Annotated in this window: 22 protein-coding genes; 7 read left to right on the top strand and 15 right to left on the bottom strand. The window is 66.1% G+C overall.

What is annotated here, in order from left to right:
* Positions 1–15: 15 nt before the first annotated feature.
* On the bottom strand, positions 16–684 hold the full coding sequence (locus tag H5U26_RS12460) for an HAD family hydrolase (protein WP_290620169.1): 669 nt from the start codon (positions 682–684) through the stop codon (positions 16–18).
* Between the two features lie 111 nt (positions 685–795).
* Here H5U26_RS12460 and H5U26_RS12455 point away from each other — a divergent pair, with 111 nt between their 5' ends.
* From H5U26_RS12455 to H5U26_RS12440, 4 genes are all read left to right on the top strand, one after another.
* On the top strand, positions 796–1,299 hold the full coding sequence (locus H5U26_RS12455) for an RNA pyrophosphohydrolase (protein ID WP_290620167.1): 504 nt from the start codon (positions 796–798) through the stop codon (positions 1,297–1,299).
* 124 nt (positions 1,300–1,423) lie between these two features.
* Positions 1,424–2,314, top strand: a complete 891-nt coding sequence (locus H5U26_RS12450; protein ID WP_290620165.1) for a uroporphyrinogen-III C-methyltransferase — start codon at positions 1,424–1,426, stop codon at positions 2,312–2,314.
* Positions 2,311–3,582 carry a heme biosynthesis HemY N-terminal domain-containing protein gene (locus tag H5U26_RS12445; RefSeq protein WP_290620163.1) on the top strand — a complete coding sequence of 424 codons (1,272 nt, stop codon included), beginning with the start codon at positions 2,311–2,313 and terminating at the stop codon, positions 3,580–3,582. Before H5U26_RS12450 ends, H5U26_RS12445 begins: the two co-directional genes overlap by 4 nt.
* A gap of 6 nt (positions 3,583–3,588) precedes the next feature.
* A complete protein-coding gene (locus H5U26_RS12440; RefSeq protein WP_290620161.1) occupies positions 3,589–4,860 on the top strand; it encodes a CNNM domain-containing protein in 1,272 nt (423 codons plus the stop codon).
* A gap of 35 nt (positions 4,861–4,895) precedes the next feature.
* On the opposite strand, the gene H5U26_RS12435 is transcribed toward H5U26_RS12440, so the two are convergent.
* From H5U26_RS12435 to H5U26_RS12420, 4 genes are all read right to left on the bottom strand, one after another.
* The gene (locus H5U26_RS12435) at positions 4,896–5,648 is read right to left on the bottom strand and encodes a metal ABC transporter permease (RefSeq protein WP_290620159.1); all 753 of its coding nucleotides are present in this window, start codon (positions 5,646–5,648) and stop codon (positions 4,896–4,898) included.
* Positions 5,645–6,547, bottom strand: coding sequence for a zinc ABC transporter substrate-binding protein (locus H5U26_RS12430; RefSeq protein WP_290620156.1), 903 nt, complete (start codon positions 6,545–6,547; stop codon positions 5,645–5,647). The genes H5U26_RS12435 and H5U26_RS12430 overlap by 4 nt, the downstream gene beginning before the upstream one ends.
* Before the next feature lie 12 nt (positions 6,548–6,559).
* A complete protein-coding gene (locus H5U26_RS12425; protein ID WP_290620154.1) occupies positions 6,560–7,933 on the bottom strand; it encodes a hypothetical protein in 1,374 nt (457 codons plus the stop codon).
* Between the two features lie 69 nt (positions 7,934–8,002).
* Positions 8,003–8,302, bottom strand: a complete 300-nt coding sequence (locus H5U26_RS12420; RefSeq protein WP_290620152.1) for a DUF2946 family protein — start codon at positions 8,300–8,302, stop codon at positions 8,003–8,005.
* 324 nt (positions 8,303–8,626) lie between these two features.
* Between H5U26_RS12420 and H5U26_RS12415 the strand changes: the two genes are divergently transcribed.
* Both H5U26_RS12415 and H5U26_RS12410 read left to right on the top strand, forming a co-directional pair.
* Positions 8,627–9,109 carry a glutathione peroxidase gene (locus H5U26_RS12415; protein WP_290620150.1) on the top strand — a complete coding sequence of 161 codons (483 nt, stop codon included), beginning with the start codon at positions 8,627–8,629 and terminating at the stop codon, positions 9,107–9,109.
* Between the two features lie 335 nt (positions 9,110–9,444).
* A complete protein-coding gene (locus H5U26_RS12410; RefSeq protein ID WP_290620148.1) occupies positions 9,445–10,833 on the top strand; it encodes a tetratricopeptide repeat-containing serine protease family protein in 1,389 nt (462 codons plus the stop codon).
* A gap of 212 nt (positions 10,834–11,045) precedes the next feature.
* On the opposite strand, the gene H5U26_RS12405 is transcribed toward H5U26_RS12410, so the two are convergent.
* The 4 genes from H5U26_RS12405 to H5U26_RS12395 all read right to left on the bottom strand — a co-directional run bounded on the left by H5U26_RS12405 (position 11,046) and on the right by H5U26_RS12395 (position 13,210).
* Positions 11,046–11,549, bottom strand: coding sequence for a hypothetical protein (locus H5U26_RS12405; protein ID WP_290620146.1), 504 nt, complete (start codon positions 11,547–11,549; stop codon positions 11,046–11,048).
* Between the two features lie 54 nt (positions 11,550–11,603).
* Positions 11,604–11,792: a type II toxin-antitoxin system HicA family toxin gene (locus tag H5U26_RS14960; RefSeq protein WP_366055946.1), complete on the bottom strand. Its 189-nt coding sequence runs from the start codon at positions 11,790–11,792 to the stop codon at positions 11,604–11,606.
* Complete coding sequence (locus H5U26_RS12400; RefSeq protein ID WP_290620144.1) at positions 11,789–12,001, bottom strand: type II toxin-antitoxin system HicB family antitoxin; 213 nt, start codon at positions 11,999–12,001, stop codon at positions 11,789–11,791. The genes H5U26_RS14960 and H5U26_RS12400 overlap by 4 nt, the downstream gene beginning before the upstream one ends.
* A 183-nt stretch (positions 12,002–12,184) precedes the next feature.
* Positions 12,185–13,210 carry an IS30 family transposase gene (locus H5U26_RS12395; RefSeq protein WP_290620142.1) on the bottom strand — a complete coding sequence of 342 codons (1,026 nt, stop codon included), beginning with the start codon at positions 13,208–13,210 and terminating at the stop codon, positions 12,185–12,187.
* Positions 13,211–13,321: 111 nt separating this feature from the next.
* Between H5U26_RS12395 and H5U26_RS14955 the strand changes: the two genes are divergently transcribed.
* On the top strand, positions 13,322–13,480 hold the full coding sequence (locus H5U26_RS14955; RefSeq protein WP_366055949.1) for a phage integrase N-terminal SAM-like domain-containing protein: 159 nt from the start codon (positions 13,322–13,324) through the stop codon (positions 13,478–13,480).
* Positions 13,481–13,605: 125 nt separating this feature from the next.
* Here H5U26_RS14955 and H5U26_RS12390 read toward each other — a convergent pair whose 3' ends face one another.
* From H5U26_RS12390 to sufC, 6 genes are read right to left on the bottom strand one after another with little or no spacing between them, the layout of a single operon-like run.
* Positions 13,606–13,926, bottom strand: a complete 321-nt coding sequence (locus tag H5U26_RS12390) for an iron-sulfur cluster assembly accessory protein (RefSeq protein WP_068807138.1) — start codon at positions 13,924–13,926, stop codon at positions 13,606–13,608.
* Positions 13,927–13,938: 12 nt separating this feature from the next.
* On the bottom strand, positions 13,939–14,490 hold the full coding sequence (sufT, locus tag H5U26_RS12385) for a putative Fe-S cluster assembly protein SufT (protein WP_290620138.1): 552 nt from the start codon (positions 14,488–14,490) through the stop codon (positions 13,939–13,941).
* 34 nt (positions 14,491–14,524) lie between these two features.
* A complete protein-coding gene (sufU, locus tag H5U26_RS12380; RefSeq protein ID WP_290620136.1) occupies positions 14,525–14,977 on the bottom strand; it encodes a Fe-S cluster assembly sulfur transfer protein SufU in 453 nt (150 codons plus the stop codon).
* Positions 14,974–16,227 (bottom strand): cysteine desulfurase, encoded by a 1,254-nt coding sequence (locus H5U26_RS12375; RefSeq protein WP_290620134.1) that lies wholly within the window; start codon positions 16,225–16,227, stop codon positions 14,974–14,976. Before H5U26_RS12375 ends, sufU begins: the two co-directional genes overlap by 4 nt.
* Positions 16,228–16,240: 13 nt before the next feature.
* A complete protein-coding gene (gene sufD / locus H5U26_RS12370; RefSeq protein ID WP_290620132.1) occupies positions 16,241–17,500 on the bottom strand; it encodes a Fe-S cluster assembly protein SufD in 1,260 nt (419 codons plus the stop codon).
* Complete coding sequence (gene sufC, locus H5U26_RS12365) at positions 17,497–18,252, bottom strand: Fe-S cluster assembly ATPase SufC (RefSeq protein ID WP_290620130.1); 756 nt, start codon at positions 18,250–18,252, stop codon at positions 17,497–17,499. The genes sufD and sufC overlap by 4 nt, the downstream gene beginning before the upstream one ends.
* Positions 18,253–18,268 lie beyond the last annotated feature (16 nt).

The following is an 18,268-nucleotide window of genomic DNA, read 5'->3' as shown; positions in this document are numbered from 1 at the left end:
TGCCGCGCAGCACGCTCAGGGCACCCCGCGCAGGCTGATCTGCGACCAGCCACGGGCGGCGGCAATCGCCGTCAGTTGCGGGTCCGCATCCACCACGACCGGCACATCCACCTGCTCCAGCAGCGGCAGATCGTTGTGGGAATCGCTATAGAAATAGGTGTACGCACCGGCGTAGCCATAGCGGCTTTGCCAGGCCTTGAGGCGAGCCACCTTGCCGGCCTGAAAACAGGGCGGGTCCAGCGCGCGCCCGGTGAAACCTTCCGCGTCACGCTCCGGCTCGGTGGCGATCAACGCCGGCACGCCCAGCAGGCCGGCGATCGGCCCGGTCACGAAACGGTTAGTGGCCGTAATGATGACCGGCATGTGGCCATCGCGGCGGTGGCGCTCGATCAGGGCCCTCGCCCCCGGCGCCACCCGCGGGACGATCCACTCGGCCACGAAACGCTCGCGCAGCTCGAGCAGGCGCGCCAGGGGCAGCTCCCGCAACGGGCGCAGCGCAAAGGCCAGAAATTCGTGGATGTCCAGGTCGCCGGCCTTGTACAGGGCGTAATAGCGCGCGTTCTGGGCCTCGTAGGCGGGGCCGTCGACCAAGCCGGCGTCGGACAGATAGCGCCCCCACAGGTAGTCGCTATCGTCGGTCAGCAAGGTGTTGTCCAGATCGAACAGGGCAAGCGTGCGGGCCATTCGGGGCCGTTCCAGGTAGGGCTGCGTGCTAACATCGACCGCAAGTTTACAGTGCCGTGCCAAGGCTTCGGCCCTTGCCGGCAGCGTACGCAATAGCAGAAGGATCGCGCCATGATCGATGCGGAAGGCTTCCGGGCAAACGTCGGCATCATCCTGGTCAACGACGCTGGCCTCGTGTTCTGGGGCCGGCGCATCGGCCAGAACGCGTGGCAGTTCCCCCAGGGCGGCATCAAGCACCGAGAGTCGCCCGAACAGGCGCTGTATCGCGAGCTGCGGGAAGAGGTCGGCCTGACCTGTGAGGACGTGGAACTGCTGGGCGCCACCCAGGGCTGGCTGCGTTACATGATCCCGCGCCGCTATGTGCGGCGCGACCGGCCGCCGTGCATCGGCCAGAAACAGCTGTGGTACCTGCTGCGCCTGACCGCGGGCGAGGAGCGCATCCGCCTCGACGCCGATGGCACCCCGGAGTTCGATGCCTGGCGCTGGGTCGATTACTGGGCCCCGCTGACGCAGATCGTCAACTTCAAACGCGAGGTCTACCGCCTGGCGCTGGAGGAATTGGCGTGCCGGGTGCCGGCGCCGCCGCTCGCACACCCGCAGTCCCAGCGTGCCTGATTCAACGGCAGAACCGGCCGGGTCGCCGACCGCGGCGGACCCACCTGCGGCGGCGGGCGCAAAAGTCGGTCGGCCCGGGGGGCGATCGCGTGTTCCGCGGCTGCTGGGCGCCGTGTTGGTGCTCGTGGCGCTGGTCCTCGCCGGCGCGGGCGTGTGGTTGCGCATCTGGCTGCCGCTGCGGGCACAACTGGCCGAACAGGCTGCAAATCAGAGCGAACTGGCGCGGCGCCTGGATGCACTCGACGCCTGGCAGGCCACCGTGAACGACGACGTTGCCACCCTCGAAGCCCGCAGCCGCGACCTGGCAAGGCGCCTGGACCGGCTGGGTCCGGCGCAGCTCGCCGAATGGTCGCTGGCGGAAGTGGCGTATCTGCTGCGCGGTGCACAACGCTCGGCTGGGATGGATTACGACCCTGGGCGAGCCGCACTGGCACTTGGCCTGGCCAGTGCCAGTCTGGAGGCTGTCCCCCACAGCGACGACCTGCGCCGGGCGATCTCCAGTGCCCGCGCCGCATTGGAGAAGGTGCAGGTGCCGGACGTGAACGCGCTTGGCCAGGAACTGGCGCAGGTTGCCGCCGCCCTGCGCACCGCCGCCCTGCGGGAACCGGGCACGACGGCTGTCGCAGCCGCCCCGTCCGGCTGGCGCGGCACGGTGCAGCAGGTCTGGAATCAGCTGGGGGACATCATCGTGGTACAGCGCGTCGGCACGCCAGTGCAACCGCTGCTGCGACCGCAGGAACATGCGTATCTGCGACAGCAACTGGCCTTGAAGCTGACCGCCGCCGACTTCGCCCTGCACCGGCGCGATAGCCTCGCCCTGCAGTCAGAACTGGCCGACCTGCGCAGCTGGGCCGACGCGTATCTGGACACCAGCCAGCCGGCCACCGCCGAAGCCCTGGCCTCGCTGACCCGTCTGGCCGGCATCGACCTTCGCCCGCCGCTGCCGGATCTGTCCGGCCTCGATGAGCAACTCGAAGCGCTGCGCCGCGCCGTGAGCACGGACCGCATGCCATGAGGCGCCTGCTGTGGCTGCTGCTGGCGGCCGCGGCCGGCGTGCTGGCGGCCAGCGTGGTGGCCGGGCAACCGGGATACCTGCTGCTGGCGTGGGGGGATTGGCGGATCGAGATTCGCAGCCTGCTGCTGGCGCTGGTCCTCGCGCTGTTGCTGTTCGGCCTTCTGCACTGGCTGCTGGGCACCGCCTACCGGACCCGCCAGGCCTTGCTGCGGCGGCGACTCGGACGCCAGCTGCGCCGCCGTGAGCAGTCCGAAGCGGACCTCGCGGCGGGTGTCCTCGCGTTGCTCGAAGGCCGTTACCCGCAAGCGCAAAAACTGCTTCAGCGCAGCCGGCGCGCGGCAGCAGCGCCGGTCCTGCACGCCCTGGCGCTGGCTCATCTGGCAAGGCTGCGCGCGGATGCAGCCGGCCGCGAGCGCGAGTTCGCCGCCGCCCGGGCGGCAGCACCCCACGCCCGACTGGCCATCGCGCATCTGCAGGCACAGGCCCAGCTCGATGCGGGCGACACCACCGCCGCGGCGGCCACGCTCAAGGACCTGCCCGATCACGACAGTCCGCGCCTGCTGCAGCTCCAGGCGCATCTGGCGCGCCAGCGTCATGACTGGCAGACCCTGCACGATCTGCTGCCGCGCCTGCGACGCGCTGGCGTCATCGACGCCGCCGAAGCAGCTCGCCAGGAAGTCGACATCGCCTGCGCGCGCCTCGCCGACAGCGAAGTGCCAGACCTGCTGTGGCCGCAACTGAGCCGGCGCCTGCGCCGTGACGGCCGGGCGCAGCTCGCCTACGCACAGGCGCTGTGCCGGGTCGGCCGGCACGATGCCGCACAGGAAGTGCTTGGCCAGCTGCTGCTCGACGACTGGCAACCGGCAGCGGTCGATGCCTTCGGACGCTACGCGGGCGATGACCCGCAGCGCCAGCTGTCGGTGGCGGAACGCTGGCTGGCAGCGCATGCGGGCGATCCGACGCTGCTGTTGGCATTGGGCCGGCTGGCCCGACGGGCACGGCTGTGGGCCAAGGCACAGGCCTATTTCGACAGTAGCCTGCTGCTGGCGCCGACCGCGCAAGGCCACCTCGAACTGGCGCAGTTGCTGGAGCAAATCGGTCAGCCCGAGACGGCGGCCGGTCACTATCGCGCGGGCCTGCAGCTGGCCGTGCCACTGGCGATCGACCGGGCGGGCACATCGATCGAGCCGGCGCCTCCGGGGGCCGCCTTGACAGCCGCCACGTCGGCTGCCGATGATCGGGCCATCCTGTTGCCACACGAGGCCTGATCCTGCTTGGACGACGACTTACCCCTGGCGCTGCTGATTGCGGCGCTGATTGGGCTGGTTCTGTTATCGGGCCTGTTTGCCGCCGCCGAAACGGCGCTGCTGTCCCTTAACCGCTATCGCTTGCGACATCTGGTACGCGCCGGCCACCCCGGTGCCCGCCGCGCCGACGCACTGCTGCGTCAGCCGGACCGTTTCATCGGCCTGGTGCAGCTGGGCAACAACTTCTGCGACATCCTGGCCTCCAGCGCTGCCACGCTGATCGCCCTGCAGGTGTGGGGCGATGGAGCCATCGCGCTGATGGCCGGTGTGCTGACCATCTTTGCACTCATCTTCGGTGAGGTCGCCCCCAAGACACTGGCCGCACTGCACCCGGAGCGGGTCGGATTTCCGGCCGCCTACGCGCTGTCGGCGCTGATGTCGGTGTTGCTGCCGATCGTGGTCAGCGTGAATTTCGTCGCCAACGGCGTACTGCGCCTGCTGGGCGTGCGCACCGGCGACGCCGCGCCTGACGCGCTGGGTCGCGAGGAATTGCGCAGCCTGCTGTTCGAGGCCGGGCAGCACTTCTCGCCCCGTCATCGCGGCATGCTGCTGCGCATCCTGGACCTTGAAAGCGTAGTGGTCGAGGACGTGATGGTGCACCGCCACGAGGTGCGTTATCTGGACCTTGACGACAGCTGGCCGGACCTGCTGGAGCAGCTGCGCAACAGCACCCATACCCGGCTGCCGGTGTGCCGCGGCTCGCTCGACCAGGTGCTGGGCATCCTGCACCTGCGCCGCGTGATGCACCTGCTGGCTGACCAGTACTTCGACGCACAGCGCCTGCAAACCCTGCTGCAGGAGCCCTACTACGTGCCCGAGGGTACCGTGCTGACGCAGCAGTTGCTGCAGTTCCAGACCGAACACGAGCGCTTGGCGCTGGTGGTCAACGAGTACGGCGACACCGTCGGCCTGGTCACGGTCGAGGACATCCTGGGCGAGATCATCGGCGAGTTCACCGACACGCCGACGGCAGCCAAAACCGACGTGCACCCGCAACCGGATGGTTCCTATCTGGTGGCCGGCAGCGCCAGCGTGCGGGAACTGAACCGTACCATGGGCTGGGACCTGCCCCTGAGCGACGCCAAGACCCTGAACGGCGCCATCCTGGAGCACCTGGAAGACATCCCCACGCCCGCCACCAGCCTGTTGCTGGGCGAGTACCCGGTCGAAATCGTGCAGACCCGGGGCAACGTGGTCCAGGTGGCGCGCATCGGCGCTCGCATGAAGCGCAGCGCATAGCGGATTGGCGCGCCGGATGCCGGCGTGAAACCCGCTCAGGGCTGCGCGTGATTCCCGGCCGGCACCAATGCCGCGCTGAGCGCCGCCACAACCACCAACGCCAGCACCACTGTCGCCCCGGCCGGCAGGTCCAACAGTCCCGACGCCGTCAGTCCCATTGCGTAGCCGGCAATCCCAATCGCATACGCGCGCCACAGCCGCCCCGCCGCCAGTGCCGGCACGATCAGGCTGGCGAATACCAGGTACACGCCGACCACCTGCACCGAGGCCGTAATGGTGAGCGCGAACAGCAGATAGAAGCCGAGCGGCGAGGCTTTCAGATTGCCGCCGAACCAGCCTGCCAACACGCCGGCCGTGACCAGCGCCAGCGGCAGCAGGCCGGCCCAGGTGGTCCACAGAATCTGCCCGACCAGCAAATCCTGCAGGTGCTCGCCGGCGTGCGGGTCGTGGCTCATCAACAGGATGGCGGCGCAGGCCGCTGCCACGAAGCTGACGCCGATCACCGCTTCCAGGTGCGCCGGGTTTTTCTTCTCCATCCAGCGCAGGCACAGCGCGCCGGCCAGGGCGGCGATCACCGCGCTGAGCTGGGTGCGCCAGCCGTTCACCTCGAAGCCGAGCGTGCTCGCAATGACGATACCCAGACCCGCGATCTGCGCGATGGCCAGATCAATGAAGATGATCCCCCTGCGCAGCACCTCCCTGCCCAGCGGCACATGGCTGGCCAGCACCAGCAGGCCGGCGGCAAAGGCCGGCAGCAGGATGGTCGGTTGCAGGCCGTCAAGGGTCATGGCGCGGCCTGCAACAGGCGATTCAGGGTGTCGTCGAACAGACCTAACAGATCCTTTGCGCCCGGCGAGCCGCCGACCGTGTAGGGCAGTTCCATGGCCGGGATATTGGCCCGGCTGGCCAGCCACGCGGACGCCTTGGGCGACTCGTAGGCAGCGCGCAGCACCATTCTGGCCGGCGTGGCCTTGAGCGTCTCGAGCAATTCGGCAAGGTGGCCGGCGGTCGGCTCCATGCCGGGCTTGGGCTCGAGCTCGCCGATCACGGCCAGACCCAACCAGTCGACGAGGTAACTCAGGTTACGGTGATGCACCACCACTGGCGCGCCCCGCAGGCGCGCGCCCTGCTGCTCCCAGCGCGCCATAGCCGCCGCCCAGTGGCCCTGGAAGTCCGCGTTGCGCTGCGCATAGCGGGCGCCGTTTGCCGGGTCCAGGTCGGCCAGGCGCTTGGCCATACCGTCCGCCACCCGGGCAATGTTGCGCGGGTCCAGATGCAGGTGCGGGTTACCGGCGGCGTGCACGTCGCCCTGCGCCCGATTGAGCGCCGTCGGCCGCTCGATGATGCGGGCAAAGCGCGCCGCTTCGAAATAACCCGGTTGGCCGGGCTGGATGCGCGCATTGCCGGCCTCGCGCTGCAACAGCGGCAGCCAGCCGGTCTCCAGCTCGGCGCCAGTGCAGATCAGCAGGTCCGCGCGGCGCGCCCGGGCCAGCAGGGACGGGCGTGCCTCGATATGGTGCGGATCCTGCAGCGCGGTGGTGGCGGAACTGACTTCTACCAAATCGCCGCCCAGTTCCTGGGCCAACGCGGCCCATTCCGGCTCGCAGCTCAGCACGTTGAGCGCCGCCCGGGCCGCGGGAGCGGCCAGGCCCAGCAGGATCAAGCTCATGGCTATCAAGTGCTTCATGGTCGTTTTCCTTCAGAATTTGTGGGCGCCGTGCGCGCCGATGCTCATGATGTATTGCAGGATGACCTGATTGTCGGGGTCATCCTGGAACGACTTGTCCCGTGCGAATTGCAGCCGAAAGCGCGAGAACTCCGAGGGCGAGTAGTCGGTCATGAGGCTCCAGCGGCTCGGGTCGAAATCGGCGCTGTCGAAGAAGGCCCCGTTGGCGCCCAAATCGACCGACCCCCCATCCAGCCGGTCATAGCGCAGGCCGGTGCGCCAGCGCGGCATGAACTGATAGATGGCCTGCACGTAGCCGCCCGACTGGGCGCTGTCATAGCGGTCCGTCAGACCCAGGCAGGCGCCGCCCGCCGCGGAATCGTCCTGGCACAGCAGGTCCCCGTCCTCGTCGCGATCGAAATACTCCGCCGCGAAGATGAAATTGCGCTGCCGCGGATTGCCGTCCGGCGCCCATTTCCAGACGAAGTCGGCCAGCCAGGCACTGGACCGGCCCGAGAACGCCGTCAGCGCCTCGAAGTCATTGATGTCGTCCAGGAAGGCCTCACGCTCCCGGGGCGATGCGCGCAGGTAGGACACGCCGGCGCGCCAGGAATGCGCGATACCGACATCGCCACCGACATGGGCAAAAGCGGCCCAGGCGCCGGCGCCGTTCTTGTCCGCGCCGCCATCCGAGCCGGGAAAGAACTGTCCCTTGGCCACTTCGGCGCCCAGTTCCAGGAACAGCTCGGTCGGCGCCAGCCAGCGCACTTGCACACCGTCCTGTTTCAGCGCTTCGCCGAACAGCGCCGAGTACATCAGGTTGTTGTCGGCAAAGTCCCAGGCGTGCGGGTGTTTTTCGTTCTGGTAACCGATGCCGGACCGGAAGCGGCCACCCTTGACCGTCAGCCCGTGGCCCAGACGCAGGCTCTGGAACCAGGCTTCCTCGACCTCGACTTCTTCGTCCGCCAGCGCCAGATTGACGAAGGCGCGCGAGTACGGATCGACGTTGGCGCTGGCCACCACCTCTGTGTGGTCCAGGGTGAAGCCGCGCTCGCCGTGCGCGTGCTCGCCGGCCGGCATGAAACCGGTGATCGGCCGCTCGCCGCCGGCGCGGTCGATGTAGGCACCCTGCAGGATCAGCGAAATGTCGGGATTGAAGGCGTTGGACGAGACCGGCGGCGGACTGGCATTCGCGGCGGCATCCTGCTGGGCGTTGTCGGCCTTGATTTCGGCCGTCTGCACGCGGCTCTCCAGCACTTTGAGGCGCGCCTCGTAGTCGGCTTGCAGGGACTGGAATTTGCGATCGAACTCGGCCCGCAGGGCGGATATTTCATCCGGCGATGCGGCCCTGGCAGGGCTCGCCAACACGATAGCGAGGCCTGCTGCAAGCAACAGACGATGGAACATGGAAACACTCCCGTGACGGCCCGACAAACGGGCCATTGGTCGCGGCGGCCGATGGCCGCCGATCAGGTTTCAGACGACGGCGTATGCCGGCGGCGCGCGAACCTGATACGGGAGAGCAACAGGAGGAAGGAAAACGTGGGGCCGCAGCGCGACCGGTGCCGGTGCGACCGTGTCCAGGGACACGACCGCCGGCGGTGCCGGCGCCAGTGCGCCGTCGTGGCCGACATAGGCCACGCACAGCACGCACACCGCATGCTGCGGCACCGCGGGTGAGTCGGTCCGCTGGTCGTGCGACAGATGGCCCAGCGCGTGCAGCATGCCGCCCGTCTGCAATGCCACCAGCAACAAGGCCAGCAGCAGCGTCAGCAACTTCGGTAAGGCTTGGCGGGACCGCACGGTCATGCTGGGTCGGCGGGGCGGGTCGATAAGCGGCGGGGGAAATGCGGCGCAATCATGCCACAGCGGATGAACGGCCCGCCAAGCCCCGACATGGAAGGCGGCCTCGATCGGCGGAGCCTCGATGCGACCCGCCGCATGCGCGGCGCAGGCTCCAGCCGTACTATCGGACATGGCCACTGCGGCGGCAGCCGACGCGCCGGAATACCGACCGCCGCAGGACCGGCGCGACCGCCCCGATGACAAACGGCCGACAGCGACCACCCTGACGCTAAACCTCGCCCAGGAGGCGTCCCCATGGCAAGCATCTACGACGTCGAAGCAAAACGGCTGAACGGCGAGCCCGTGACGCTGGACCAGTTCAAGGGCAAGGCCCTGCTGATCGTGAACACCGCCAGCAAGTGCGGCTTCACGCCGCAGTACCAGGCACTCGAAGCGGTGTATCGCAAGTTCAAGGATCGCGGCTTGCAGATTCTGGGCTTTCCGTGCAACCAGTTCGGCAAGCAGGAGCCGGGCGACGCGCAGGAAATCGCCAATTTCTGCAGCACCCGCTACGACGTCAGCTTCCCGATGTTCGAGAAGATCGAGGTCAACGGCGACGGTGCCCACCCGCTGTATCGCCTGCTCAAGTCCGCGGCGCCGGGGGTGCTCGGCAGCGAGGCCATCAAGTGGAATTTCACCAAGTTCCTGGTCGGCCGCGACGGCAAGGTCATCAAACGCTACGCGCCGGCCACCAAGCCCGACAAGATCGAGGCGGATATCGAGGCCGCGCTGGCCTGATCGGGCCCCGCGATCTGCAGCGGCCCTCGTCGGTTGCACCAGCGAAGGAAGGACCTGCCGCAACGGGCTGCGTCAGTCCCGTATCAGAGCCGCAGCCCGCAGGACAGCGCGTCGGATGGGCAGAGCGCCGCGAAACCCACCAATTCGCAAGAGTAGGTACACGCAGCCGGACTGCCAGGGGCAGGCGTGCGCCCGGCCCCGGGTGATGGGTTACGGCTTGGCAGCCTTCTCCCAGCCTACGGCGGGCTGCCCCCTTGAAGCGGCGGATGGATTTATTCAGCGCTACAGCGAGTTACGATTCTGCCCTTCCGATACTTGGCCGAGGATGACGCACCGTGATCCGATTTTTTTCCGTTGTTATGGCACTTGCTGCCTTGCCCGTTTCGGCAGTCGTTCAGGCGAAATCGCCCACCGAACTGTTCGAGTCCGTCTCGTCCAGCATCGTCGTGGTGCATGGCATGGACAACCAGGGCAAGCCCCAGAGCCTCGGCAGCGGCGTGGTGCTCTCGAAGGATGAGATCGTCACCAACTGCCACGTCATCGAGAAATCCGCCACGCTGTCGGTCGAGCACCGGGGACGGGAGTATTCGGCCACGCTCAAGCATTCCGACTACGACCACGACGTGTGCAGCCTGAACGTCACGGGTTTCGATGCGCCTGCGGCAGTGCTGGGCAGCACAAAACCGCTCAAGGTCGGGCAGAAGGTCTTCGCCATCGGTGCACCGCAGGGGCTGGAACTCACGCTGTCCGAAGGCATCATCTCCAGCTTGCGCGAAGTGACGGGCGGGCGCTACCTGCAAATCAGCGCACCGATCTCGCCCGGTTCCAGCGGCGGCGGGCTGTTCGATGAAGAAGGACGGCTGATCGGCCTGCCGACCTTCTACCTCGGTGGCGGACAGCAGTTGAACTTCGCCGTGCCGGTGGAGTGGATCAAGGCACTGCCGCAGCGCAGCACGAAGCCGACCGCGCAGCCCGCGATCTCGTGGCTCAACAAGGCGTTGGAGCTTGAGGGCGAGAAAGACTGGCCGGGACTGCTGAAACACGCACAGGCCTGGACACGGGCACAATCACAAGATTCGATGGCTTGGTACAGCCTGGGCTTCGCCTATGGGCAAGCAGGCCAGACGACCAAGGCGATCGAAGCCTTCCAGCAGGCCCTGCGCATCAATCCGGAACAGGCCGAGGCTTGGAACAACCTGGGCGTCGTCTATAGGCAAGCAGGCCAGACGGCCAAGGCGATCGAAGCCTTCCAGCAGGCACTGCGTATCAATCCGGAACATGCCAAGGCTTGGAACAACCTGGGCGTCGCCTATAGGAACGCAGGCCAGACGACCAAGGAGATCGAAGCCTACCAGCAGGCACTGCGCATCAATCCGGAACAGGCCGAGGCTTGGAACGACCTGGGCATCGCCTATGGGCAAGCAGGCCAGACGACCAAGGCGATCGAAGCCTTCCAGCAGGCACTGCGCATCAATCCGGAACAGGCCGAGGCTTGGAACAACTTGGGCGTCGCCTATGGGCAAGCAGGCCAGACGGCCAAGGCGATCGAAGCCTACCTGCAGGCCCTGCGCATCAATCCGGAATATGCCCACGCTTGGAACAACCTGGGCGTCGCCTATAGGCAAGCAGGCCAGACCAGCAAGGTCATGGAGGCTCATCGACAGTTGAAGCGTCTCGATCCTGCGTTGGCCGACGAATTCTTCAACAAGACTGTGCTGCCGTAGCCCGTAGTTGGGGTGAGCCTGTAGCTGCTTATCGAAATCGACCGGCAGCAGCTGCAAACCCTGGTGAACCGGTTTGAACCGCGCCATCCCCACCACCCTCCCGGCTGATCCCGATGGCCCTGATTATCGCCCGCTATAGCAATTTGCGGGGTTTTCTACAGCCTCAACGCCCGCCATCACGCGCTTGTCGCGTGCATGGCATTGTTATTTTCTTAGTAGTACTGCGTATAGTCGGCTTCAAAACCTGCTATCCCGGCCAGTTGATCCAATATAGTTTTCCCAACCACCAATAACTCTTTAGTTCTTTTAGGGTTATCCCAGCCTTCAGCGCCGTGCTTCCCACCATGAAATAGATTATTTCTAATGGTTTTTAGCGGACGAACTACCTTACACAATTCTGAATCGCAGTCATCTAAACCGACGCTTTTCCATTCCAAACCGGAGTTTTCACTGACTTTTTGCCTTTTAGGGTTGAGCTCCAGAAGATTTCTCGTCTCATCTGTATGCTGAAAAGCCTGCTTGTTCTGGTCAATAAACTTATCCCAATCTGGCTCAGCGTTATCTCCAATGCCATCCCGCTTTAGGCATTTTCTCTCTTTCAGAGCAAATTCAAACTGCGAAAACCAGTAAAAGAAATCGAACGTGAGATCTTTCAACTCATTATTAATCTCTTCTTTACGCACAATCTCTACCGAAAACATAACGACAAAGCTCACTTGCCGTTTTTGAGCGCAGCGAGAAAACGGTCAAGTGCAGCGCCTTGTTAGCGGCTATTTTACTGGCTCTATACCAAGGTCTTTGCATATCTTTCTCGCTAGGATGTCCTTGATTTCGGCATGCCGAGGAACCGCCGACCGCTTATTTTGCGCTGGATTATGCCACCACGAATGCTTACCACCTTCTCGTAAAAGATCGCATCCTTGGCTGCGCAGATACTTGAGAAGTTCATTTCTCTTCATATGGCAATTTTTTCTTCCTTGTAGCCGCTGCCGGCAGCGGTCAATGCGTCCTTGCGGTTGAATTCCAATGCCTCTTTTAGAGTAACCTCCAAAGTCTCTTTCAATTCCGCGTAGGTTTTTTCCTGGCAATTTACGCCGGGGATTTCCTCGATCCAGCCCACCCACCAGTCGTCTTCCTGTTTTACAACCGCTGTATATTCGTTTTGCATGAGATCACTACCTTCTTACTGAATATTTGATGCCGATAACTATAAATAGACACACCAAAAGGCGTCTTTTTTTGCGCCTCCGGGGTGCCTAATACTCCGTCAAGCGAGGCTACTGCGTGCTTGGCCATGGTGTCAACATGGCAATACACCCGGCGTTCTCAAATCCGAAGTGCAACACAGTCTTCAATGAAGGCTGGGTGAAGGTTGATGAGCATTGGCCAGGGCCTGGGCGAAGACCTGCAGCGGCGTTTGCCAGTGGTGGATCGCCCGCGGGCGGGTGTTCAGGCTGTCGGCGATGGCGTCCAGGTCGTCTTGCGTGTGCACCGACAGGTCCGTGCCCTTGGGCAGGTACTGGCGGATCAACCCGTTGGTGTTCTCGCAGGTGCCCCGCTGCCAGGGGCTGTGCGGGTCGCAGAAGTAGACCTGTACGTGCGTGGCGCGCGTCAGGTCGCGATGGCGGGTCATCTCCTTACCCTGATCGTAGGTCAGGCTGTGGCGCAGCGGCGCGGGGATCGCATTGAGCTTGGCCGTGAAGCCGGCCAGCGCCGAGGCGGCGGTGGCGTCGTCCATCCTGGCCAGCAGCACCAGGCGACTGGTGCGCTCCACCAGCACGCCCACGGCGGAGGCGTTACCGGCGCCCTTGATCAGGTCGCCCTCCCAGTGGCCGGGCATCACCCGGTCGTTGATCTGGGGCGCCCACACGTGAATGCTGATCATGTCCGGGATCTGGCCGCGCCGGTCGGTGCCGCCCGTGCGTGGCCGACGTGTGCTGCGGCCGTGGCGCAGGCAGGCGATCAGCTGGCGGCGCAGTTCGCCGCGCGGCTGGGCGTAGATCGCCGTGTAGATCGTCTCGTGGGACACGTGCTGGACCGGATCGTCGGGGTAGACCCGTTTGAGGGTAGCGGCAATCTGCTGCGGGGACCATTTCCAGTCCAGCAGGGTGCGCACTACGCCCCAGCAAACGGAGTGCAGGTCCAGCTTACGCGGCGGCCGGGTAGCGGCTCGCCGGGCGCCAAACAGTGCGTCGGCGGCCTGACTGGCATAGCGCCCATCGGGCCCGCGGTTGCGGGCCAGCTCGCGGCTGATGGTCGAGGGCGAGCGCTCCAGTGTGCGGGCCATGGCCCGCACACTGGCCCCCAGTCGAGTCATGCCGGCAATGACGACCCGATCCTCAGGCCGCAGCTGCGTGTACGAACGTTGTTTTTCCATGGCAGCACCTTACTCCGGGTAGGGTGTTGCACTTCAGACTTGAAACCGCCCCCCAAAACATGTGGCGATCACACCTCCGGCGGGGCACCCGAACCGAAGCTGCTGGACAAGGTGCGTGCCCGCATCCGGCGGTTGCACTACACCGTCCGCACCCAGGATGCGTATGTCGATTGCGTGCGGCGATTCGTGCTGTTCCACGGCAGTGGGCACCCGCGTGGGCTAGGCGCGGCCCGAATCGAGACGTTTCTGAGACATTTGGCCGGGCTGTAATGGGGCACGGACCACGGCCTTTTTTTGGTTAATCCGAAAAATAAGAATAGCCCTTGTTGGACTAACCGCGGTTGCGTCAATCCCGTATCAGAGCCGGAACCCGCAGGCCCGATTGTCCAGACCCCTCAGACGCTGAAGCTCTCGCCGCAGCCGCAGCTGTCCTTGACGTTGGGGTTGTTGAACTTGAAGGCCTCGTTGAGGCCTTCCTTGCGGTAGTCCAGTTCCATGCCGTCCAGGATCGGCAGGCTGTCGCGGGACACCACCAGGCGCACGCCCTGGTCGTCGAACTGCAGGTCGTCGTCGTTGATCTGCTGCGCCGGCTCCACCACGTAGGCATAGCCCGAGCAGCCGCTCTTGCGCACGCCAAGGCGCAGCATCGGCGGCTGCTGGCCGGCCAGGATGTGCGCCACCCGTTTGGCGGCCGCTTCGGTCAGTCGAATGTTCATGCTCTGGGCTCCTTACATCATGCCGGTTTGCAGACGGGCGGCTTCGCTCATCATGTCGGCGGTCCACGGCGGGTCGAGCACCACCTCGACATTCGCCTCGGCCACGCCGGGGATGACCAGCAGCTTTTCCTTCACGTCCTCGGCGATCACATCACCCATGCCGCAGCCGGGCGCGGTCAGGGTCATCTTGACCTCGACCCGGTAGCGATCCTTGCCGATCGATTCGACATCGCACCCGTAGATGAGGCCCAGTTCCACGATATCAACCGGAATCTCCGGGTCGTAGCAGGTGCGAAGGTGCTGCCAGACCAGATCCTCGACCGCCTGCTGCGAAACGGCGCCGTGAAAGTTCTCGGCCGGCAGCGGCACCCGCGTCTTGCCGAGCGCATCCGCGTCCTTGGCGTCGATGCGCGCCATCTGGCCTTCCAGCAGCACCGTGTAGCTGCCGCCCAGTTGCTGCAGGAGCGTGACCTCGGTGCCTTTCTTGGCGTTCACCTGGATGCCCAGCGGCACGAACAGGGCCTTGCAGTCTCGGCTCAGGACGACGGTTTCGCGTTCGGTCACGGCAGGATTCTCGGGTGGGGGATGGACGCGGCGATCATTCGGTCCTGGCCGGCGTGGCGTCGCCATGGGCGGCGTTGTGCAGGGTGTGCCAGGCCAGCGTGGCGCATTTCACGCGCGACGGGAACTCGCGCACGCCGGCCAGCACGGCCAGCTTGCCGAGCTTGTCGGCGGTCTCCTCGCGCGGGTCCTCGCCGGTGACCATGGCGTGAAAGTCGTGAAACATGGCTTCGGCCTCGGGCACGGTCTTGCCCTTGATGGCCTGCGTCATCAGGGACGCGGAGGCGGTCGAGATGGCGCAGCCGGCGCCCTCGAAGCGCACGTCGGTGATGCGGTCGCCGTCCAGGTGCAGGTAGACGGTGATCTTGTCGCCGCACAGCGGGTTGTAGCCGTGGGCCTGCCGATTCGCATCGACCAGAACCCCGTAGTTGCGCGGGTTCTTGTTGTGGTCGACGATCAGTTCCTGATACAGGTCGCGCAAGCTGCTCATCGGACAAACATCTCCACGGCCCGGCGCAGGGCCTGCGCCAGCCGGTCCAAGTCCTCACGGGTGTTGTAGAAAGCCAGCGACGCGCGCGCCGTGGCCGGTACGCCGAAATGCTCCATCACCGGCATGGCGCAGTGATGGCCGGCGCGGATGGCGACGCCCTCGGTGTCGAGCACGGTGCCGATGTCGTGGGCGTGCAGGCCGTCGATCACGAACGACAGGATGGCGGCCTTGTGGGCGGCCGTGCCGATCATCCGCAGGCCGGGAATCTCCTGCAACAGTGCCGTGCCGTAGACCAGCAGCTCATGCTCGTAGGCGGCCACCGCCTCCAGACCGACCTCGCTCAGATACTCGATGGCGGCACCCAGGCCGATGGCGCCGGCAATGTCCGGCGTGCCGGCCTCGAACTTGAACGGCAGGTCGTTCCAGGTGCTGCCCTCGAAGCTGACGGTGCGGATCATGTCCCCGCCGCCCTGCCAGGGCGGCATGGCCTCCAGCAACGCGCGCCGGCCGTACAGCGCGCCGATGCCGGTCGGCGCGTACAGCTTGTGGCCGGAGAAGGCATAGAAATCGCAGTCCAGCGCCTGCACGTCGACCGGCGTGTGAGCCACCGCCTGCGCGCCGTCGACCAGCACCGGTACGCCTTGGGCGTGGGCCAGATCGATCATCTCGTGCACCGGGTTGATGGTGCCCAGTGCATTGGACACGTGCGCCACCGCCACCAGCCGGGTGCGCCCGCCCAGCAGCCGGCGAAACTCGTCCATGCGCACGCTGCCGGTGTCGTCGATGTGCGCCACTTTGAGCACGGCGCCGGTCTGCGCGCACAGCAGCTGCCAGGGCACGATGTTGGAGTGGTGCTCAAGACCGGTGATCAACACCTCGTCGCCGGGGCCAAGATTGGCCCGGCCGTAGCTTTGCGCCACCAGGTTGATGGCCTCGGTGGTGCCGCGCACGAAGATGATCTCGGCCGTCTCGCGGGCATTCAAAAAGCTCCGCACACGCTCGCGCGCACCTTCGTGCGCCGCGGTGGCCTGCTCGGACAGCCAGTGCACGCCGCGGTGAATGTTGGCGTTGATCTCGCGGTAATAACGCGCCTCGGCGTCGATGACCGCCTGCGGCTTTTGCGTGGTGGCGGCGTTGTCCAGATACGCCAGCGGCTGGCCGCGCACGCTGCGCTGCAGCAGCGGGAAGTCGGCCCGCCAGCGGGCGGCCGGAAAGTCTTGTCGATGGGCGCTGTAGCTTGCGATGGTCATGATTCGAAACCGGTCAGAGCTGGGGCAGGCGCGCGTCGATCAAGGCGGCGACCGCGTCCTGCAGGCGCACGTCCAGGCCACCGAGCGCGTCGCGGGCGAAAGCCGTCATCAGCAGCTCGCGGGCGGCCGCTTCGGCGATGCCGCGGGACCGAAGATAGAACACCTGCGCCTCGTCGAGCTGGCCGACGGTGGCGCCGTGGCTGCACTTGACGTCGTCGGCGTAGATCTCGAGTTCCGGCTTGGCGTCCACCTCGGCGCGATTCGACAGCAGCAGGTTGGCGCAGGTCATGGCCGAATCGGTCTTGTCGGCGCCCGGATGCACGTGCACCCGGCCGTTGAACACCGCCCGGCCGGTACCGCCGATCAGGCCCTTGTAGGTCTCCTCGCTGCGGCAGTGCGGGGCGATGTGCTCGATGCGGGTATGGAAGTCCACGTGCTCGCCGGAGCCCGCCGTGTACAGACCGCGCAAGCTGCATTCGCCGCCCGGCTGGTCCAGGTTGACGTCGATGTCCTGCCGCACCAGGCCGCCGCCGGCCGCCAGCGCGTGCGACTCGAAGCGCGCATCGCGGCCCACGCGCACCCGAAAATCGCCGACATGAATCGCCGCCGGCCCTTCGGTGAGCAGCGTGACGCGCCGCAGGCGTGCGCCCGGCGCCAGCGTGGCCTGCGCCAGCACGTTGACATGGTAGGCGTCCGTGCCGGCACCTAGGTAGTGCTCCACCACCAGCGCCTCGCTGTGCTCGCCCAGTTCGATCAGCAGGCGCAGGTGCGCGGATGACTGCGCCACGCCGCCCACGTGCACCACGTGCAGGGGCTCGGCAAGACGCGCGCCGGGCGCCAGGCGCAGCCACAGGCCGTCCTCGAACAGGGCCTGGTTGAGGGTGGCGAACGGGCGTTGCGGGCCTTCCAGTCGCAGCCGCGAGCGCAGGGCATCGCCGTCGGTGGCCAGCGCCGCGGCCAGATTCGATACTTCAACATCGGGCGTTACCGGCAGACGCGACCACTGTGGCACCAGCCGCCCGCCGGCGAACACCAGCAGCGCGCCGTCAGTGGGCGCGATCGCCGGCAGATCCGTCAGCGCCAGCGGCGCCTTGGGCGCGAAGCGTTCCAGTGCCGCCAGGCGCGTGTACTTCCAGTCCTCGTCGCGCCGGCCGGGCAGGCCGCGCGCCGAAAAACCGCTCCAGGCCGCCTCGCGCAGTTCCAGCAACCAGGCCGGCTCAGCGCCGCCGCTGCGCTGCGCGTACTGCGCCTGCCAGTGCGCCAGCGCGCTCATGCGGAGGCCGCCTCCGCACGCAGCCAGCCGTAGCCGCTCTGTTCCAGTTCACCGGCCAGCTCCGGACCGCCGGAGCGCACGATCAGGCCCTCCGACAGTACGTGGATACGGTCCGGCGGCACGTAGTCGAGCAGCCGCCGGTAGTGCGTCACCAGCAGCATGGCCCGATCCGGGGCACGCAGGCGGTTGATGCCCTCGGAAACCACCCTGAGCGCGTCGATGTCGAGGCCGGAGTCGATCTCGTCCAGCAGCACCAGTTCCGGCTCCAGCAGCGCCATCTGGAAAATCTCGGCACGCTTTTTCTCGCCGCCGGAAAAGCCCTCGTTGATGGCCCGCTGCAGGAAGTCCTCGCGGATGCCCAGCTCCTTCATGCGGCCCTTGACCATGACCAGAAAATCCATGGCGTCGAGTTCTTCCTCGCCGCGGTGCTTGCGCCGGGCGTTGACCGCCGCGCGCAGGAACACCGCCGTCGACAGACCCGGAATCTCGACCGGGTACTGGAAGCCCAGGAACACGCCGGCGCGGGCGCGGTATTCGGGCGCCAGCGCCAACAGGTCCTGGCCACGGTAGGTGACGCTGCCGCCCAGCACCTGGTAGCCATCGCGCCCGGCGATGACGTTGGCGAGCGTGCTCTTGCCCGAGCCGTTCGGGCCCATGACGGCGTGCACCTCACCGGCGCCGATGGACAGGTCCAGGCCGCGCAGGATCTCCTTTTTATCCACTGCGACGCGCAACCCTTTGATTTCAAGCATGACTGGCATGACGTGC

Source organism: Immundisolibacter sp. (assembly GCF_014359565.1).
Taxonomy (GTDB): Bacteria; Pseudomonadota; Gammaproteobacteria; order Immundisolibacterales; family Immundisolibacteraceae; genus Immundisolibacter.
Note: the sequence above shows the minus strand (reverse complement) of the source record. Positions and strands in the feature narration are given on the sequence as shown.

Bases quoted from the DNA above. Each gene is read 5' to 3' on its own strand.
- sufD (WP_290620132.1), bottom strand. From the start codon at position 17,500: ATGAGCGCGCTGGCGCACTGGCAGGCGCAGTACGCGCAGCGCAGCGGC.
- H5U26_RS12375 (WP_290620134.1), bottom strand. From the start codon at position 16,227: ATGACCATCGCAAGCTACAGCGCCCATCGACAAGACTTTCCGGCCGCC.
- H5U26_RS12460 (WP_290620169.1), bottom strand. From the start codon at position 684: ATGGCCCGCACGCTTGCCCTGTTCGATCTGGACAACACCTTGCTGACC.
- H5U26_RS12415 (WP_290620150.1), top strand. From the start codon at position 8,627: ATGGCAAGCATCTACGACGTCGAAGCAAAACGGCTGAACGGCGAGCCC.
- H5U26_RS12445 (WP_290620163.1), top strand. From the start codon at position 2,311: ATGAGGCGCCTGCTGTGGCTGCTGCTGGCGGCCGCGGCCGGCGTGCTG.
- H5U26_RS12400 (WP_290620144.1), bottom strand. From the start codon at position 12,001: ATGCAAAACGAATATACAGCGGTTGTAAAACAGGAAGACGACTGGTGG.
- H5U26_RS12430 (WP_290620156.1), bottom strand. From the start codon at position 6,547: ATGAAGCACTTGATAGCCATGAGCTTGATCCTGCTGGGCCTGGCCGCT.
- H5U26_RS12435 (WP_290620159.1), bottom strand. From the start codon at position 5,648: ATGACCCTTGACGGCCTGCAACCGACCATCCTGCTGCCGGCCTTTGCC.
- sufU (WP_290620136.1), bottom strand. From the start codon at position 14,977: ATGAGCAGCTTGCGCGACCTGTATCAGGAACTGATCGTCGACCACAAC.
- H5U26_RS12425 (WP_290620154.1), bottom strand. From the start codon at position 7,933: ATGTTCCATCGTCTGTTGCTTGCAGCAGGCCTCGCTATCGTGTTGGCG.
- H5U26_RS14960 (WP_366055946.1), bottom strand. From the start codon at position 11,792: ATGAAGAGAAATGAACTTCTCAAGTATCTGCGCAGCCAAGGATGCGAT.
- H5U26_RS12455 (WP_290620167.1), top strand. From the start codon at position 796: ATGATCGATGCGGAAGGCTTCCGGGCAAACGTCGGCATCATCCTGGTC.
- H5U26_RS12395 (WP_290620142.1), bottom strand. From the start codon at position 13,210: ATGGAAAAACAACGTTCGTACACGCAGCTGCGGCCTGAGGATCGGGTC.
- sufC (WP_290620130.1), bottom strand. From the start codon at position 18,252: ATGCTTGAAATCAAAGGGTTGCGCGTCGCAGTGGATAAAAAGGAGATC.
- H5U26_RS12390 (WP_068807138.1), bottom strand. From the start codon at position 13,926: ATGAACATTCGACTGACCGAAGCGGCCGCCAAACGGGTGGCGCACATC.